Source organism: Clostridium sp. MSJ-8 (assembly GCF_018918325.1).
Lineage (GTDB): Bacteria > Bacillota > Clostridia > Clostridiales > Clostridiaceae > Clostridium.
The window spans coordinates 41,817-61,410 of the sequence record NZ_JAHLQH010000043.1 but is presented as its reverse complement, the minus strand read 5'-3'; the positions used below and the strand labels follow the sequence as shown (position 1 = coordinate 61,410).

18 protein-coding genes are annotated in these 19,594 nt (G+C 26.1%); all 18 read left to right on the top strand.

The features are described 5' to 3' along the window. Window positions 1–2 precede the first annotated feature (2 nt). The 18 genes from KQI77_RS09805 to KQI77_RS09725 all read left to right on the top strand — a co-directional run bounded on the left by KQI77_RS09805 (window position 3) and on the right by KQI77_RS09725 (window position 19,584). Window positions 3–1,151, top strand: a complete 1,149-nt coding sequence (locus KQI77_RS09805; protein WP_216390253.1) for an FkbM family methyltransferase — start codon at window positions 3–5, stop codon at window positions 1,149–1,151. A gap of 19 nt (window positions 1,152–1,170) precedes the next feature. Beyond that, complete coding sequence (locus tag KQI77_RS09800) at window positions 1,171–2,946, top strand: thiamine pyrophosphate-binding protein (RefSeq protein ID WP_216390252.1); 1,776 nt, start codon at window positions 1,171–1,173, stop codon at window positions 2,944–2,946. Between the two features lie 11 nt (window positions 2,947–2,957). After that, window positions 2,958–3,839 (top strand): NAD(P)-dependent oxidoreductase, encoded by an 882-nt coding sequence (locus KQI77_RS09795; protein ID WP_216390251.1) that lies wholly within the window; start codon window positions 2,958–2,960, stop codon window positions 3,837–3,839. Between the two features lie 14 nt (window positions 3,840–3,853). Beyond that, entirely contained in the window at window positions 3,854–4,972 is a 1,119-nt protein-coding gene (locus KQI77_RS09790; RefSeq protein ID WP_216390250.1) for an FkbM family methyltransferase, read from the top strand. Window positions 4,973–4,985: 13 nt separating this feature from the next. Beyond that, window positions 4,986–5,243, top strand: coding sequence for a hypothetical protein (locus tag KQI77_RS09785; RefSeq protein ID WP_216390249.1), 258 nt, complete (start codon window positions 4,986–4,988; stop codon window positions 5,241–5,243). Between the two features lie 67 nt (window positions 5,244–5,310). Next, window positions 5,311–5,433 carry a hypothetical protein gene (locus tag KQI77_RS13220; RefSeq protein ID WP_301281687.1) on the top strand — a complete coding sequence of 41 codons (123 nt, stop codon included), beginning with the start codon at window positions 5,311–5,313 and terminating at the stop codon, window positions 5,431–5,433. A gap of 59 nt (window positions 5,434–5,492) precedes the next feature. Continuing rightward, window positions 5,493–5,810, top strand: a complete 318-nt coding sequence (locus KQI77_RS09780; RefSeq protein WP_216390248.1) for a hypothetical protein — start codon at window positions 5,493–5,495, stop codon at window positions 5,808–5,810. 90 nt (window positions 5,811–5,900) lie between these two features. Then, window positions 5,901–6,212: a hypothetical protein gene (locus KQI77_RS09775; protein ID WP_216390247.1), complete on the top strand. Its 312-nt coding sequence runs from the start codon at window positions 5,901–5,903 to the stop codon at window positions 6,210–6,212. A 250-nt stretch (window positions 6,213–6,462) separates the two neighbouring features. Further along, the gene (locus tag KQI77_RS09770; RefSeq protein ID WP_216390246.1) at window positions 6,463–7,686 is read left to right on the top strand and encodes a radical SAM/SPASM domain-containing protein; all 1,224 of its coding nucleotides are present in this window, start codon (window positions 6,463–6,465) and stop codon (window positions 7,684–7,686) included. A gap of 168 nt (window positions 7,687–7,854) precedes the next feature. Beyond that, the gene (locus KQI77_RS09765; protein WP_216390245.1) at window positions 7,855–8,151 is read left to right on the top strand and encodes a hypothetical protein; all 297 of its coding nucleotides are present in this window, start codon (window positions 7,855–7,857) and stop codon (window positions 8,149–8,151) included. A gap of 225 nt (window positions 8,152–8,376) precedes the next feature. After that, the gene (locus KQI77_RS09760) at window positions 8,377–9,645 is read left to right on the top strand and encodes a radical SAM protein (RefSeq protein WP_216390244.1); all 1,269 of its coding nucleotides are present in this window, start codon (window positions 8,377–8,379) and stop codon (window positions 9,643–9,645) included. A gap of 13 nt (window positions 9,646–9,658) precedes the next feature. After that, window positions 9,659–10,951, top strand: coding sequence for a radical SAM protein (locus KQI77_RS09755; protein ID WP_216390243.1), 1,293 nt, complete (start codon window positions 9,659–9,661; stop codon window positions 10,949–10,951). A gap of 26 nt (window positions 10,952–10,977) precedes the next feature. Next, complete coding sequence (locus tag KQI77_RS09750) at window positions 10,978–12,021, top strand: glycosyltransferase (protein ID WP_216390242.1); 1,044 nt, start codon at window positions 10,978–10,980, stop codon at window positions 12,019–12,021. Between the two features lie 36 nt (window positions 12,022–12,057). Continuing rightward, window positions 12,058–13,335 carry a WcbI family polysaccharide biosynthesis putative acetyltransferase gene (locus KQI77_RS09745; protein ID WP_216390241.1) on the top strand — a complete coding sequence of 426 codons (1,278 nt, stop codon included), beginning with the start codon at window positions 12,058–12,060 and terminating at the stop codon, window positions 13,333–13,335. A gap of 84 nt (window positions 13,336–13,419) precedes the next feature. Next, complete coding sequence (locus KQI77_RS09740) at window positions 13,420–14,571, top strand: adenylyl-sulfate kinase (RefSeq protein WP_216390240.1); 1,152 nt, start codon at window positions 13,420–13,422, stop codon at window positions 14,569–14,571. A gap of 40 nt (window positions 14,572–14,611) precedes the next feature. Beyond that, window positions 14,612–16,408, top strand: coding sequence for an alkaline phosphatase family protein (locus KQI77_RS09735; protein ID WP_216390239.1), 1,797 nt, complete (start codon window positions 14,612–14,614; stop codon window positions 16,406–16,408). Between the two features lie 30 nt (window positions 16,409–16,438). Next, window positions 16,439–17,503: a glycosyltransferase gene (locus tag KQI77_RS09730; RefSeq protein ID WP_216390238.1), complete on the top strand. Its 1,065-nt coding sequence runs from the start codon at window positions 16,439–16,441 to the stop codon at window positions 17,501–17,503. Further along, complete coding sequence (locus KQI77_RS09725; protein ID WP_216390237.1) at window positions 17,500–19,584, top strand: adenylyltransferase/cytidyltransferase family protein; 2,085 nt, start codon at window positions 17,500–17,502, stop codon at window positions 19,582–19,584. The genes KQI77_RS09730 and KQI77_RS09725 overlap by 4 nt, the downstream gene beginning before the upstream one ends. Window positions 19,585–19,594 lie beyond the last annotated feature (10 nt).

The following is a 19,594-nucleotide window of genomic DNA, read 5'->3' as shown; positions in this document are numbered from 1 at the left end:
TTATGAGTGTAGATTATAAAAAACAATTAATAAAAGCATTTGATTATGCTGTTGAAACTGGAAGTTTCGATAAAAGAAATATAATTGATAATGCAGATAATATTTGTGTATATGGACTTGGAAGATATTTTGAAGAAGCATTTGAAAAACAAGATGTTAAAAATAGATTTAATGTAAATTTATTATGTGATGGCAATGAAGAGAAGTTAAAAGAAGTAGAAACAAGAAAGGGTTATTTTACTGGTATTAAATGTGTTAATAAAGAAGAATTATCTAAACTTGATAATGTTACTGTTATTTTAATGCTAGGAGATCCTAGAAGTGCTGAAGAAGAATTAAGAAAATTAGGTATTAAAAGTATTGTAACATATAATGATATGGTTTTAGATGATGTTATGAATAACTGTAGAGACAAAGAATGGTTTTATAATCAGAAGAAAGATCTTCTTGAAGCATTTGAGTATTTAGAGGATGAAGAATCTAAAAAGGTTTTTGTGAATATTTTTTGTAATAGGGTAGCACCACAATATTCCCAATATAAATATGAAGAATTATGCACAATACCACAATACTTTCCTAAGGATTTATTGAAAATATCAGATAATGAAAGTGTAGTAGATTGTGGAGCATATATAGGAGATACTTTAGAAGATTTTCTGAAGGTTACAAATAATAAATATAAAAATTATTATTGTTTTGAATTGGATAAAGATAATTATAATACATTATTAGAGAATTGCGCTAAAAGGAATAAAGATAATAAAATAGAATGTTTTAATTGTGGGGTATTCGATGAAAATAAAGAAATATCTTATGGAAAAATGTCTTCTAATGATAGTTTTAGCATTTATAATTCAAAAGAAACTACTGTAGCTAAAGTGGTTAAATTGGATGACTTTTTAAAAGAAAAAGATGTGACTATGATAAAGATGGATATAGAAGGTGCTGAAATGAAAGCATTAAGAGGATGTAGCAATATTATAAAAAATCAAAAACCTAAAATGGCGATATGTGTATATCATAGAATAAATGATTTATGGGATATTCCATTGTATTTAAAGAAATTAAATCCAGATTATAAAGTGGCGGTAAGACATCATGCGAATTATTGGGTGTCTGAGACAGTATGTTATTGTTATATGGATGAATAAAAAAGAAGTGGAGAGAAAAATGAAAATATCAGATTATGTAATGGACTTTATAGCTAGCTTGGGAGTAAAAGATATATTCTTTGTTAGTGGTGGAGGTGCTATGCACCTTAATGATTCATTAGGAAAAAATGAAAAGTTAAATGGAATATGTATGCTTCATGAACAAGGAGCTTCTATAGCTGCTGAAAGCTATGCAAGAATAAATGAAGGATATGGAGCATGTCTTGTAACATCAGGACCTGGTGGAACTAATGCTATAACTGGTCTAGCAGGAGCATATTATGACGGAATTCCAGTAATATTTATATCTGGACAAGTAAAGAGGGCAGATTTAGTTGGTAATCAAAAAATACGTCAATTCGGAATTCAAGAAGCTGATATAGTTTCTGTTACAAAGCCAATATCAAAATATGCAGTTCAGATAGAGGAACCTAAAGATATAAGATATGAATTGGAGAAGGCTGCTAGTATTGCGATAAGTGGTAAGCCTGGACCAGTATGGATAGATATTCCCTTAGATATACAAGCAATGGATGTAGAATTAGAAAAACTAAGAAGTTATGACGCTAATAAGCAACATGATTATTCTTGTAAGAGTGAAGAGATAGAAAAGACCATTGAGTTATTTAATCAATCTGAAAGACCAGTTTTATTATTAGGAAATGGTATAAGGTTAAGTGGAGCAGTAGAAGAAGCTAGAGAATTATATGAATTACTTGGCATTCCGGTTATGACATCATGGAATGGTGTAGACCTTATAGAAGATAGTAATCCATTATTTTATGGACGACCAGGTGCTGTGGGACATAGACATTCTAATTTTATTCAACAAAATGCTGATTTTGTCTTAACTATAGGAAGCAGATTAAATCTTCTATCTACAGGATATAACTTTGATAGTTTTTTAGAAAAAGCTAATCATGTTATGGTTGAAATTGATGAAAATGAAATGAAGAAAAAGAGTGTTCATCCAACACTTGCAATAAATTGTGATGCTAAGTCATTTATAAATGCATTATTAGAAAGAAAAAATGAACTTGATTTACATAAAAGAAGTAAGTGGATAGAGCATTGTGATTCATTAAAAGAAAGATATCCTATATTTATAAAAGAACAAGAACCAAGAAAAGGATATGTGAGTACATATAAATTGGTTGATGAAGTAAGTAGTCAAATGACTGCTGATGATATATATCAATTTACAAGTTCAGGAACATCTGTTGATATAGCTATGAAAGTATTTAGGATAAAAAGAGGACAAAGAGCTTTTTTAACTAAAGGTTTGGCAGCCATGGGATATGATCTTCCTGCATCAATAGGATCTTGTATAGCTTCTAATAAGAAGAGAACAGTATGTATAACTGGTGATGGAAGTATAGCAATGAATATGCAAGAATTAGAAGTTTTAAAGAGGTTAAATCTTCCGGTTAAGATATTTGTTATTGATAATAATGGATATAGTATGATATATGGCTCTCAAAATGGTAATTTTAAAGGACATTTAACAGGGTGTACAGAGGAATCAGGTTTGACACTTCCAGATATGAAGAAAATTGCAGAAGCGTTTGGAATAAAAGGATATCATATTGACGATGAAGAGGAATTACATAATAAAGTAAAGGAAGTTTTGGAATACGAAGGTCCAGTAATATGTACTGTAAAGGCAGACATTACTCAAAAGATATTACCAAAACAAACTAATTATATGAGAGAAGATGGTCAAATGGCATCAAGACCACTTGAAGATATGTCGCCACTTCTTGATAGAGATGAGTTTAATAAAAATCTTATATAAGAGGTGGCAAAATGAAGGTAATAATGACAGGAGCTACTGGTTTTATTGGAGTAGCATTATGTAACGAATTTCTTAAAAATAATTATGATGTCACAGCAGTAATAAGACCAAATACAAAAAGAAAAAATAAAATACCAGCAGGTGTTAATATAATAGAATTACCCTTAGATAGAATAAATGAATTAGAAGGAAAGTATGATTTATTTTATCATTTGGCATGGAACGGATCTTCAGGAAATGATAGAAATGATTTTAATATTCAATATTCAAATATTAAATATACTGCAGATGCAATAAAAGTAGCAAAGAAACTTGGATGCAAAAAGTTTATAGGAGCAGGAAGTCAAGCTGAATATGGTGTGGTACATGGACAAGCAATAGAAGATGAAACAATATGCAATCCATTTATGATGTATGGAGCTGCAAAGCTTGCAGCTTATAATATGGGTAAAATAGTTGCAGAGCAAGAAGAAATTTCATTTGTATGGCCAAGAATATATAGTGTATATGGACCTGGTGAAAATGAAGGAACATTAATGTCTTATTTGATAAAAACATTGAAAGAAGGTAATGTTCCGGAATTATCACAATGTGAAAATATGTGGGATTTTATGTATATAGATGATTGTGTTAATGCATTAAGAATATTAGGTGAAAGTAATATTACAGAAGGTATTTATAATATTTCAGTTGGAAAACCAAAGTTACTTAAGGAATTTGTTGAAATGGTCAAAGAAGAGGTCAATTCCAATGGAGCAGTAGCTTATGGAATAAAGAAAAGTGATATAAATAAAACTTTTTGGCTTGAACCTAATATTGAGAAACTAAAAAGTCTTGGATTTGAATCAAAAGTAAAATTTAGAGAAGGCATAAAAAGAAAAGCTGAAGAATAGGGAGTTGAGAATTATTGGTAAGAAATAATGAATTAGTAGAAAGACTACAATTAGCGATTGATGCGGCTATAAGTGATAATTATGCAATGTTCAATTATTGTAATAAAGTGAGAAAACGTGTAAAAGAAGCGTCTAAAATATGTTTATACGGGTTGGGTAATTTTTATAACGATTATGTAAAAAATGTAAAAAGGTATGATTATGTTTGCGACTCAGATTCAAGAAAACATGGATTATTTTTTGATGGTAGAAAATGTTTATCTCCATTAGAATTGAGTAAGATGAAAGATGTGGTTACATTAATAATGGTTGGAGATTATGTTGAAGTAAAAAAAGGATTGGATAATATTGGGGTGGAAAGTTATTATTTTGGTGATTTATATTTAAATTCATATGATGAACACTATTCAACAGAATGGTTTAGAAATAATAAAAAAGAGATCCTAGAAGGAATTGATTTATTTGAAGACGAGGAATCAAAAGAAGTATATGTTAATGTAATTTGTAATAGAATTGCTCCCCAATATTCAAAGAATAAATTTCATGATATGGAAGTAAAAGGAGAGTATTTCGAGAGCGGTATTTTTTCATTAACAGATAATGAATGTTTTGTAGATGCAGGTGCATATGATGGAGATTCAATTTTGCAGTTTATAAAATCGGTAGATGGAAAATATAAAGAGATATATGGATTTGAAATGGATAGTACTAATTATAAAATGATGAAAAAAAATCTCTCTATATATGATGATAATAGAATTAAGTTATTTAAAATGGGCTTATCTAACCAATATGATATGGTTAAGATGTGTTCTAATGGAACTTCTTCTCATATTGAAAGAGATACAGGGGAATATAATGTGGAATTAAATGCATTAGATAATATTTTGAAAAATGAAAAGGTTACTTTTATAAAGATGGATATTGAGGGAGCAGAAGTTGATGCATTAGAGGGAAGTAAGAATATTATTATGAAAAATCATCCTAAGTTAGCAGTTAGTGTATATCATAAACTAGAACATATGTGGATGATTCCAAAATGGATAAAGAATATTTCGCCTCAATATAAGTTATATTTAAGACATCATACAGCAGTTGTTTGGGATACAGATTGTTATGCAATATTTAATTAGTAGGAGTTAAAAAATGAAGTATGGTATGGTAAAGTTTTTAAATTATATGCAAAATATTGGAAATTACGTACAGGTGGAAGGACTAAGACAAGCATATAAAAGAATGAAAATTCCTAAAGAAGAAATTGAAGCGTATCATTTAAATGATTATATGGGTGAATATGTTGTTTTACCAATGGCATGTGCCATTAATTCAACTATTAATCGAAAAATTTTACTGTTTTCTTCTCAAATAATATCTGTATTTATAGGGGGGATTTACTGGAGATGAAAAAATTGCTCAAGAAATAGAAAAATATAGTTGTTATGAATCTATTTGGTGTAGAGATTTATATACAATGCAATTAATGAGAGCTCAAGGTGTAGAAGCATATATGAGTATTGGATATAAAAGACGTAAATCAGAGCTAATAGATGGAAGGGTTTATTTATATGATCCACCTAAAGATTTAGTAACATAATTATAGAGAATAATATTTTTAAAGATGGATATATAGAGATTCCAGCACCATATCGAAAGATGGTTAAGCCAGGGTATTGTTTAGAAAATGAATTGTATGGTAAAAAGTTGTATAAAGATATAATGAAAGAAATAAAAGAAAATGCAAAATTAGTTGTTACAAGAAGGCTACATGTTGCACTTCCATGTATAGCTATGGAGGTTCCTGTTGTGTTAGCCCACCAATGTGATACAGGTTTAGTTGAAGTGTGCAGATTTTCAGGCTTAGATAGAATTATTAAAGTATATAAGCCTGAAGAATTTGATAGTATTTATTGGAATCCTAATGTACCAGATATTGAATGGTTAAAAGAAAAAGCAATAAATTATGTAATATAACGTTTAACAACAACTATGAATAAATATAAAAATCTTTGCAAATTAAGTGAATATTATAAAAGAACAGAAAATCAAATATATTATAGTGGGATGAAAGCATCATATATAAGTGAAATACAAAAAGCTCAATGGATTAAAGATGCATGGAAAACTGAAAGAAGTATATTTGAAATGATAACAAAAAAGAACTTTGAAGATATGACTTTAATTTTTTATGGGGCTGGCGATAAATGTCATTGGGCAATTAAAAGATATCATAATTGTTTAAAGAGAGTGAAGCAATTTTATGTAGTAGATAGTGATGTTAATAAACAACAGAAAAATGTTAATGACATATGGGATAATTCAAGTTGGATTTTAATACTATTCAAAATTATGTTGTACAAAGACCTGATATCATAAAAAATATTAAGAGAGAAAATTTGGTGGTAGTAGTTACTAGTGAAAAATATTATCAAGGAGCAGGGGCTAGAATTGGTAATTATTTAATGAAAGAATTTAATTTATAAGAAGGAAAAGAATTATTCTTTTTAGATAAGTTGAATAACTCAATGGATTTGCATTTATCAGGTACTTCAGTACCAAATTATTTTTTACACGGATTTTAGAGTTATAGAAAAGATATAAAAAGTAGAAGGGTTTGAGTAAATATATGCGATATGAATATGATAATAATAAAAAGTTTAATTCGGTAGAAGTTACGTTGGCAATGGGATGTAAGCTGAATTGTAGATTTTGTCCACAAAAAAAATTATTAAATAGATATTTTAGTGATAATAAAAAACTAGATTCTATAATGAGTATGGAGGTTTTTAAAAGAATTTTAACTCAGGTAAAACGAGGCGGTACAATTTGTTTTTCGGGTATGTGTGAAGTATTTCATAATCCTAATTGTGCTAGAATGATAAAATATGCATTTGAAAATGGGTATAGGATATCACTCTTGACTACATTAATTGGAGCGTCAATAGAAGATTTAGAATATTTGAAAGATGTAAAATTTGATGAAATTACATTACATATTCCTGATGATAAAGGAAATTCGAAATTTATAATTACAGATAAATATTTAGAGATAGTTTCTAAATTTCAACAGATGTTTAGTATTACTAATTATTCATGCCATGGGAATATTCATCCAGATGTAAAAAATATAATTGATACAAACCTTTTTGTTGGTAAAACAATGAACAATAGAGCAGGAAATTTAAGTGAAGGTGAAGAAGTTTATTCAAATGGAGAAATAGTATGTATGGTGGGGACTAATGCAGGTTTAGGAAATTGGGCACCAGAAATTTTACCAGATGGTACTGTAATATTATGTTGTATGGATTATGGAATGCAACATGTATTGGGTAATATTGTTGAAATGACTGCAGATGAAATATTAAGAGGTAAAGCTTATCAAGATGTATTAAAAGGAATGAAATGTGAAGAAAGTAATATATTATGCAGACAATGTATAGCTGCAAGGAATAAATCAATGATTCCTGCATATCAATTAAAAAAGATGTTATCCGATTATAAGAATAATAGATGCTTAAATTTGAATAATGAGCAGAAGAGTATTTTGTCAAAATTATCAAATGCAAAATATATATGCATTTTTGGACTTGGAAAGCTATTTTGGGATAACTTCTATAATCAAAGGTGGAATGAAGCTTTTGACAATATTATTTTTTCTGATAATGCAGAGGATATGTGGGGAAAAGAGATTAGAGGGAAAATATGCATTTCACCGAAAGAATTAATTAACTATGATAATTTGCTAATAATAACACATATTAAAGATGATTCAAAATTAAGAATAGAATTAGATGAATTGAAATTAAATAATATAATTAGTATCAATGATATTTATTCTATGTTTAAATAATAATAAAAAAGGGATGAAGAAAATGTTTAATTTGTATGGCCAAGAACAAGAATATATAGTGTATATGGACCTGGTGAAAATGAAGGAACATTAATGTCTTATTTGATAAAAATATTGAAATAAGGTAATGTTCTGGAATTATCACCATGTGAAAATATGTGGGATTTTATGTATATAGATGATTGTGTTAATGCATTAAGAATATTAGGTGAAGATGCTGATACAAATGGAATATATAATATAGCTTCAGGTGAATCTAGATTATTAAAAGATTATGTTATGACAGTTAGAAATTTTATAAATTCTGAAGCAGATTTAAAATTTGGAGTAAAGAGTACAAATATTAATAAGACATTTTTGCTTAATGCCAATATAGAAAAATTAAAGAATTTAAGCTATGTTAACAAAACTAATTTTTTAGAGGGGATAAATAATGAAATGCAATATATAAAGAATTGCAAATAAAAAATTTGACTATTCTAGAAGTGATGCAAGAGCTAATGCTGTAGATTCACTTGTTTCAGATTATTGTTATGTAGTTAAGTGCATGATGAATTAAAAGATAAAAAAATAACATTTATTTTATAATTTATCAGAAGGAAAATATAAAATAGCATTAAGGCATCATGGTAAAAATATTTGGGATACAGATTGTTATTTTTATTAATAAAGTTGTAGGAGAGGAAAAGAATGTGTGATTTAAATAAATTTTATGAAGAAGCTTCTACTGGAAGATGTGTTGATGATACAGAAATAATAAATTATATTAAATCCTATGAAAAAGTTATATTGTGGGGAGCAAGTTTTCAAGGAAAAGCTATTGGTAAAAAATTATTAGAAAAAGGAGTGAAAATATTATATTATTGGGATTTACGTTATGATGAAATTAAACAAGTAAATAATGTTGAAGTTATAGCTCCTTTTAGTAATGATAATAATGAGAATACTTTAATTATTTTATGTATAGGCAATACTGCAATTAGAGCACAATTAATTAGAAGATTAAATTCTAATGGATATAAAAATATTTTATTAGGTGAAGATTTATACAAAGGTATTTGTTGCCCTTTTAATAATGAAATTGGAATAAAAGCGAATGTTTGTAGTCAAACAATGGAATGTAGAAGTATGTTCTGCGATAGATTACATAACATTATAAAAAATAAAAATGACAAAGGTGGATTATATATTCCTAATTTGACTTTTATGATAACAACACATTGTAGTTTAAAGTGCAAATACTGTGTTGCATATATGAATAGTTATGATAATGCTAAAAGAAAGTTTTTTACATATGAACAAATTAGTAATGATATAGATAATATTTTTAGTGTTGTTGATTCTGTAGGATCGATAACAATACAAGGTGGAGAGCCATTTCTACATAAGGATATTGACCAAATAGTAAAGAAACTTTTAGAAAAGAATTTTGGAATAGTAATAATTGCAACGAATGGAATATTTAAAATAGATGAAAAAAAAATAAAAAAATTAGCAAATGAAAGAGTAAATGTTGCATTTTCAGGGTATTATGATGCGTTACCTAAGGAAAAATTAGATATTTACTACAAGAATATAGAACTTATGAAAAAATATAATGTTCAACATACTGTAGGTGTTAAAGTACCAGAATGGACTATACCACCTACATTATGGAGTAAGAATTATTCAATTGAAGTTATGAAGAGAAAGAAGCAAAATTGTAGGATTCCAATTAGATGTATGCAAGTTGTAAATGGTAGGTTATATCCTTGTCTATTTAGTGCATCGTTACATGAGATTGGAATTGCTGATTATAAAAATGATTATGTTAATCTTAATAGCCAAAATTTAAAAGAAGATATAGAGAAATTTATGAATCAAGAATATTATGATTCATGTCGCCATTGTGGTGATGGTGGTGGAAGTACAGTTATGGCAGGAGAACAGGGATTTTTTGATTTTGTTAATAAAAAATAAGGTGGATGATTATATGTTTAATAGAGAAGAATTTTATAAAATGGCTCATTCGGGAAGAAAATTAGAAAAAAATGAAATTGCTGAGGTTATAGAATACATTAATACATTTTCTCATGTAGTAATTTGGGGAGCGAGTTTTTTAGGTAAAGCAGTAGGAAAAAAATTGATTGATTTAGGAGTTAATATTGAAAATTATTGGGATTTAAGATGTAATGAGATTAGTAAAGTAAATGGAATTGATACAATAATGCCATTTACAACTGATGATTTAGAGAATACATTAGTTATTTTTTGCATTGGAAATAATGTAATTAGAGGACAATTATTATTTGAATTAGATAGCAAAGGGTATAAGTATGTTCTAAGAGGAGATTATTTATATGAAGGCATAGTATGTGAGTTTGATAATAAGACAGGAATTGATTCAAAGGTATGTCAAGGAAGTATGTGTTGTAGAGCAATGTTTTGTGAAAGACTAGACAATATTGTAAAAAATAACAATTTAAAAGAAAATCATTTTTCTATTTTTCATGTAACCCTTACAATCAATCAGAGATGTAGTTTAAAGTGTAAGTGTTGTACATCATATATGAACGAATATCCAGTTAAAGATAGAATAAATATTCCATTAAGTAGAATTGAAAAAGATATAGATGAATTTTTTGATGCTATTGATAGTGTTGGATCAGTTACAGTTATGGGGGGAGAGCCATTTATGCATCCTGATTTAGCATTGATTGTGAAAAAATTATTAAGTAAAAAGAATATTGGGCTAATTTGTATTGCAACTTCAGGTACATTTCCAATAAAAAATGAGCAATTAGAATACTTAAATGACAAGCGAGTTAATGTTAGTTTTTCAAATTATGAACCAAGTATATCAGAAAAGTTAAGGGGGATAATGCATCAAAGTATTGAAAAGGTAAAAGATAGTGGAATAGCGTATACAGTAGGAGTACCTATGCCTGAATGGATAGTTCCATCAACATTATATAATAAGAACATGACAAAAGAACAACTTATTAATAAAAAACAAAATTGTACTCATAATCCAAGATGTATGATGATAAAAAATGGAAAATTACATCCGTGCGATTTTGCTGCAGCAGTTTATAATTTAGGAATAGCTGATTATAAGGAAGATTATATTGAATTTGATCAATATAAAGATTCTAAAGAATTAAAAAATAAGATAATTGAATTTATTGATAAGCCATATTATGAAGTTTGTGGCCATTGTCAGGCACAAGGAAAAACAGCTAAGGCAGCTGAACAAGGATATATTGATTTTAAAAAACAATTATAGAAAGAAATATAATAAGAGGTGGAATGATGAGTAATAAAATGCCTTTAGTAAGTATATTAATTCCAAATTATAATTATGGATGTTATTTAAAACAGTGTTTAGATAGTGTTTTAAATCAAACATATGAGAATTATGAAGTTATTTTTAGAGATAATAATTCTTTAGACAATTCATATGAAGTAGCATTATCTTATATACCTAAATTTAAAGAGAGAGGAATATTTTATTCAGTATCGAGGAATAAATACAATGTAGGAAGCTTTAAGAATAGTTGTAAGTGTGCACGAGACTGTGAAGGAGATTATATGATGTATTTATCATCAGATGATTATTTAGAACCTACATTCATAGAAAAATGTATGAGAATATTAATTGATAATCAAAATGTTGGAATGGTTATGACTCATAGGAATGAAGTTGATGAATTTGGCAAGGTATATGAGCAGCCACCATTTTATAATAAATCTTGTATTATTGATGGAGAAGCACAAGCTTCTGTTTTTATGATGTCAGGAATAGCAGTACCATCTCAAGTAGTATGTAGGAGGAGTATATTTAATAAAACAGATCCTTTTATGTTAAGTTTACAAGTAGCAGGAGATTGGTGTCAGAACTTTTTATTCTCATGTTTTTCTGATATTGGATATATAAAAGAACCTCTTTGTAATTATAGAATTCATAGTGGAAATGAGACTAATGTTTCTGAAATAAATTTATTTGGAATTTTTGAACATTATCAAATAATAAATTATTTTTTAAAATTAGGAAATGAGTTTAAATATAAGAATGTAATTGAGAGATATAATGAAGCCATAAAGAAGTTAGGTTCAATGTGTTTAAGGTATACATTAAAAATGTTAAAAGCAGATGAAATGATAAGTGCAAAAAGATATTTACAGTTGGCTCCAGTTTTCGATGAAAATATAATAAAAAATGAGCAATATAAAAAAATGAAAAGTTGGGTTAAATTAAGTAGTAATGAATTGAAAGAAATTTTAAAAAATGAACAAGATATTGTTCGAAAAGTGTCTTATGATCCACCTATAGGAAGCAAGGAAATTATAGTATAGGTATATTAAATCTAGTTATTAATTAAGGAGAAAGATATGTTTTTATATAATAATAAAATTAAAATAGCTATATTTGGTTGTGGGATTATAGGCATTAAGACTTATTATAAATTTAGAAAAAAATATGATGTAGTAGCCTTTATAGATAATAACTTAAAAGAGAAAGATAAATATATATATGGAATAAAAGTTTACAGTTACAAAGAGTTTCTTGAATATAATAAAAATATTAATGCTCTAATTATAATCTCAACCGATAAATATGAAAAAGAAATAGCAAATCAATTAATAGCTAGTAATAAAAATATTTATTATGATTATATTCCTTATTGGTGTTTAGAATATAATCATATAGATTATATTAGGCTGAAAAATATAGTAAATAATAATATAGATGCACTAGAATTAATTATAAAAAAAATGAAGAAAAGTTTAAAAGGTGTGATTATATATGGAAATTGTCAAGCTGATGGAATAAGAAGGTTTTTGATAAATAATGTAGAATTTGCAGAAAAATATATTATCATTACAATTCCTCCAATTTGGGATACACAAAATTTAAAACAAGTTATAAATGATAATTTATTATGGAAAGAGTGTAATTTACTTATTACTCAAATTATAAGAGAAGAAAATTATTTTGGAAAAGAATATTCATTTAATAACATAATAAAGAAATTATCACTAAATAATAAAGAAAATTATACAATAATTAAAATAATGAATATGAAATTTAATGGATATTTTCCTCAAGATGGTAATGAGGTTTTTTGTGGGTACAATGATTTTGATTGGGAAGGAATACAATGTCGTGATAAAAATATAATCAAATATTTAAGAGAGAATAAGAATGGAGATGTTAATGAATTTTTAAATATTATAAAAAAAGAAGATTTTTATAGTAAAGAGTTTATTAATAATTTTGAAAAAGAAGAATTTAATCGATTAGAATTGTTAGAAAAACAATGTGATGTACATATTTCGGATTATATATTAAAAAATTATAAAAAACAGGCATTATTTTATTGTCCATATCATCCTAAGGCATCTGTTGTTAAGGAATATTCAATTAGGATATTAGAGTATATAGGAATAAAGGATAAAAGCTTTATAAAGGAAGATTATATAGAGCAATGGCTAGATAAATATCCTTATAATCATATGTGTGAAGTAGTTTATCCATCTGTAATAAAACATTTAGGATTGCCTAATGAATTTAATAATAAGCTTTATTACTTAAATAATAGAATATTTGATATTCCTATGAATTTTGATGAAGCTATACAATGCTATTTTGATATTTGTTTTAAATAATAGATTAAATATATGTATATTTAAGTGCGTTTTATATTTTTTATAGTACTAAAAATTTATTATGTTAATAGGAGTAGAGAGAATTTGGAAAAGGGTATATTATATTGGATAACAGGTTTGGCTGGTTCTGGAAAAACAACTATAGGTAATATGTTATATTATGAAATAAAAAAGAAAAAATCTAATACAGTAATTTTAGATGGGGATATATTGAAAAATATTTCAAAAGAAATATCAGGATATTCATATGAAGATAGAAAAAAACGTGCAAGAGTGTATTCTAATATTTGCAAAATGTTAGTAGACCAAGGGATTAATGTAGTAATATGTACTATTGCAATGTTTGATGAAATAAGAGAATGGAATCGTAATAATATAGACAAATATATAGAAGTTTTTTTAGATGTAGATATAGAAGTATTGTTAAAGAGAAATAAAAAAGGCTTATATTCTGATAATAAAAGCAATGTTGTGGGGATTGATGTTGAAGTGGAATTTCCAAAGAATCCTGATATTATTATTAATAATGATGGAAGATATTCTGTAAAAGAATGTATGGATATTATTTTGAATTATCAATATAGAGAAGCATCAATTATTAATAATATAGATTATTGGAATGGATTTTATGAAAAAAGTTTTAATACAATTGTGGATCCAACAAGTTTTGCAAAATATATAATGTCTTATATAACCCCAAATAAAATATTACTTGATTTGGGGTGTGGTAATGGGAGAGATAGTAAATTCTTTATAAATAATAATTTAAATGTTGTTGGTGTAGATTCATCAGACTATGTTATTAATAAATTAAATAATGAAATAGTTGATAGTAATTCATTATTTATATGTGATGATTTTGTAAGTTCTAAAAATATTTTTCAACAACAATATGATTATATATATAGTAGATTTACCTTATATACTATTAATGAAAAACAAGAAACAGAGTTATTGTTAAATGTAAAAGAATCATTAAAAGATAATGGATACTTTTTTATAGAAGCAAGAACAATTAATGATGATATATATGGTAAAGGTAAGAAGATTGGGGATAATGAATATATTTATAACAATCATTATAGAAGGTTTATAAATGTAGACAAGTTTAAAGAAAAAGTATTACATCTTGGAGGTTTTGATATTGTAGAATTGGAAGAAGCTAAGGGATATGCTAAATTAGCTGATTCTAATCCTACATTAATGAGATGTATATTAAAGCGTGATAATAGTTAATTGTATACAGAATATCTAATAAGGAGGGAGAAGATAATATATGGATTATAATTCACAATTATTAAAAGCTATAAATGAATCAAATATTGATATATATGAACAAGAAATTCAAGAACAATACAAAATAGAATGTGGAGAATCGAATGTTAATAAAATGATTATTAACATCTGGAATGATATGTTGAGTAATAAAAGAATTGCTATTGCTACAGCAGGTGTTTCTACTACTGAAATATTGGATATTGTAAAAGAAAATAAGGATAAAATAGTATGTATAATTGATAAATATAATTATGGATATAAATTAAGTGGTTATAATGTAATTGGATATAATGATGTGAATGAATATGATTTTGATATTGTATTAATACCTTCCTTAGGATATTCAAAAGAAATAAAAACAGAATTAAAAAAAATAAAGCCTTATTGTGAATACATAATGCTATATGATGAATTAAGTAAACGAGGAATGGCATTAAAAAATGCTTTCTATGAGGTTAATTATAATGATAAGTATTATAAGTTAAATTATATATATATAAAATATAAAAAAACAAATCAAGAAAGATATCTATTAAGCTTAATCTATAATTATCTGGATATTAGGGATTTTGTAAACTCAATTAAATTTATGGAAATTTATATTAGCAAGTATAATAAGGGTAATATAATAGTGTTAAAAGAAAAAATAGAATCTATTCTTAATGAGATTAAATTTGAATTTATAAGAAAAAATACAAATACAAATTCTGTGTTTATGTTAATATGTGATGCACTAAGATATAAAGATGTTTTTGATGGTAATAAAATGAAGTATGTAAAAAAGAGAGCTAGTAACGGAGTAATTATAAAAAATGCATTTACCCATGTACCATATACTACTGGTAGTTTGTTAACATTGTTTACAGGGAAAAAATATTTAGATGATGATGTATATGACAAAAATTTAATAGATGAGGATGAAGACTTATTTAAAGAAATAAAAAAGCTAAATTATGAGTTTAAATATGCGGGGTGTAGAACAAGATTATTTAAAGAAGAGAATATAATTAATAAAAGTAATAGCAATATTAGTGAAATAATATGGAGAGGGTTATGTAATGCATTAAATAGTGATACTAACACATTATATTGTTTACATTTTTTAGAATCACATCAACCATTTTTTTCAGGTGTCAATAAAAAAAGATTAAAAAAGATTCCTGCTTTTTGGTTAGATACGATAGAAGATGTTGATTTAGAAGAATTTCAGCATAACGAAGCATTAAAATACATAGATAGTCAAATAGAATTTTTTATGAATATTGTTGGTGATGAAACAAGAGTTATTTTATTTTCAGATCATGGTGCTATTATTCAAAATGATAAAAATATAAAAGATAATAATTATTATTGTGAAGACTATATACATATTCCTTATATTGTTTTAAATATAAATAAAAAGTATGAGTATACACCATTATTTAGTCATTTAGATACAAAAGATTTAATTATAAATTTAATTAATAATAGAGATGTATTTGAAGGTATTAATCAAAGAGATTACGTTGAAGTTGACAGAGATTTTACTTATGCAGAATACAATTTGAATGTTGCAAAGAAAAGAAATGATTATGATAGTGGAAGAGCCTTTAAATGTTTTAGGACTGAAAAATATAAAGCAGTTCTATTTTATGATTATACAAAGAAGTATTATTGTATTTATGATAATAATGAAGATGAAATTAATGAATTAGATGATAAGGAGATTTTGAACAATTTAAAAAATTCTACTTTCCCTAGTTGGAAAAGTGAAAAGTATAAGAATACAAGGAAGTTTTATAACATTAAATTATAGATTATGAATTGATGTAAAGGGGGGAATAAATTGAGTGATAAGCCATTAGTAAGTATATGTATTCCTAATTATAATTATGCAAGATATTTACCAGATTGTTTAGATAGTATATTAAATCAAACTTATGATAATATAGAAGTTTTTTTTAGAGATAATTGTTCTACAGATAATTCATATGATATTGCATATAGCTATAGAGAAAAATTTAAAAAAAGAGGTTATTTTTATTCAATAGCAAATAATAAAGAAAATTTAGGAAGTTCAGTTAATTCAAAATTATCTATGAGAGATATTAATGGGGATTATTTATATGTATTAGCTAGTGATGACATAATTAAGGAAACATTTGTTGAAAGATGCGTTGATATTTTAAATAATAATCCAAATGTTGTTGAAGTGATTACTCATAGAGATGAAATAGATGAAAATAACATGATAACAAAAGGAGCCTCTTTTTATAATGAAAGTTGTATCATAGATGGAGAAAGTCAGGCAGCTGTACATATGATGGCAGGAATTGCTATACCAGGGCAAAGAATGATAAGAAGTTCAATTATAGCTATGCGAAAAAATTATGAAAGACATTTTCAAGTAGCAGGAGATTGGTATAATAACTTCTTATATTGTTGTTTTGGTGATGTTGCTTACATTAAGGAACCATTGATGCAATATAGGGTTCATAGTGGAAATGAAACTAGTGTATCAGAAAAAAATCTAGTGGGTATTTTTGAACATTATAATCTTTTAAATGCATTTAAAGAATTATCAGTTTTATTCAATTTACAAAAACCTTTAACAAGGTATGATGAAGCAGTAAAAAAACTTGGAGATATGTGCTTAAGATATGCTATTAAAATGATAAAGAATGGATTAAATGATATAGCTGAAAAGTATTTATTTATAGCACCTGCATTCAAAAGAGAAATAATACAAAATGATTTGTATAAGGAGTTAAAGGAATGCTTGGAAATACCAAAAGAAGAAGCATTAAATAGATTAAATAATAATAAATATATAAGTATTGAAAGAAGAATAAAGTCGTATAATCCTCCAGAGGGTTATAAGGTAATTAATAAAAAAGGAGTGGTATTATGATATGTTTCTATGATAGGAAAGTTCATTTTATATCACAAGCAGAATTAAATAGAAGTAAACTTTTCTTATTTCTAATTCAGGAAGAAAATATGGAAGATGTTATAGTGGTATACGATGAAAATAGTGAATTTTTAGGAATTGTTACATATAAAACATTACTTCATTCTAAAAATAAGAATTCTGTTGAATTACAAAAAGAATATATTATAGCTTCTGAAAATATTTTTCAAGATGCAAATAAAATTTTTGATAATAAAGACTTGGAAATTTTGCCTGTGTTTAACAATAATGGAGATTTGTTAACTTTTTGTTATAGTAGTGAAAAAGGTATAGAGTATTATTTTTTAGAAAGTGTAATTCATGCCTTAGAAGAGAAAAAAGATAATTTATTTATAAATGATTTGTATCCTAATGTTTCTTGTGTATATATTTATGATTTAAATGAATGGGCATATCGATTATATAAAATACTAATTAATAGAAATTTTCCAGTGGTAGTTATAGGTTCAAGATGGAAACAAATTTTTAATATAGAAACTAAAGATGAAGGATATCCTACTTTTTCAAGGTTAAATATTTACTCAGAAGGAAATTCGGCATATGTCAATGAAAAGAAATCTTATCATGAATTTTTTTTTATTGATATTTTTAGAAAATTGGGCTTTTTAAATCGATTATATGAGTGTTTGTTATTCAAAGAAGAAATGAAAAATAAAGGCTTGGATAATGTGTTAGTTTGTTCATGTCCAGAAATCTATGATTTAACATTTGAGAGTAAAGGTGAAGCTTTTAGAAATAAATATATGATTTTTGGAGCTTGGATCGAGAAATATAAAGATTCTAGTATAAAAAAAGATGAGTTTAAAAAAGTTTCAGGATTAAGTGTCGAAGAATTTATAGAAAAAAAGAAAAAAGAAAAGGAAATATATAATAATAAAATAACTATAGAACTTCAAGATAATAAAAACGTAAGTTGTTTTAAATATGGTAATGGAAATAGAATAATTTATTTAATTGTTCCTGAGTGTGTGGCGACAATAACAGAAACAACTTTTGAGGAAAGTTTGCAATATACTTTAATAAAAGAAATAGAGAAGGATTTTGGAGAATTATATAGTATTATATCGATTCCTGTATTTGAGATGGATTTTTGGAAATATAGAGAAATTGTTAATAGTTTGAATATCAGAGAAGAAGATATTGTTATCAACATTAATAGGTTTTCTAAAGAGATTTTAAATAAACTAAAAATTTCATATAAGATCGATTATGATATAGCTGATATGTTAAAGAATAGAAATCCTGATTTAGATTATTTCTTTGATCAACCTATTCACCTTAATAAAAGGGGGGTTAAAATCTTATCAGAAGAATTATATAATAAATTTTTGAAAAAGTTTATAAGTAAAACTAAATATATAGAAGATGAAAAAATAGATTTATTAAGTAATAGCGAAAAAAAGAAGTTAAATAAATATTTGAATTCAATTTCTAAATATAAAAGTAACTTGGAAAATGTAGGGGCCATAGTTATGAATTGCAACCCGTTTACTAAAGGACACTTGTATTTAATAGAAGAAGCAATGAAGCAAGTGGACTATTTATATATATTTGTAGTAGAAGAAGATAAGTCATTTTTTAAATTTAATGAAAGATTTGAATTAGTAAAAAGAGGCGTAGCTCATTTAGAAAATGTATCTGTAATTCCTTCAGGTAAATTTATTTTATCTTATACTACATTGCCTAGTTATTTTGAAAAAGAAAAAGAACAAGATGTAGTAATAGATGCAACAAATGATATTAATATATTTTCAAGATATATTGCCCCATATATGAATATAAAGATAAGGTTTGCAGGAGAAGAACCTATAGATAACATAACTAGACAATATAATGAAGAAATGCGTAAAACGTTAATTGCAAATGGAATAGATTTTATAGAAATTCCGAGATTGCATTATAATAATAGGATAATAAGTGCATCTTATGTAAGAAAATTAATTAAAGAGTCTAATATTGATGAAATCAAGAATATAGTTCCGGAAAGTACTTTTGAATTTTTATGTGAAAAATATCTATAAAAGGTGTGTT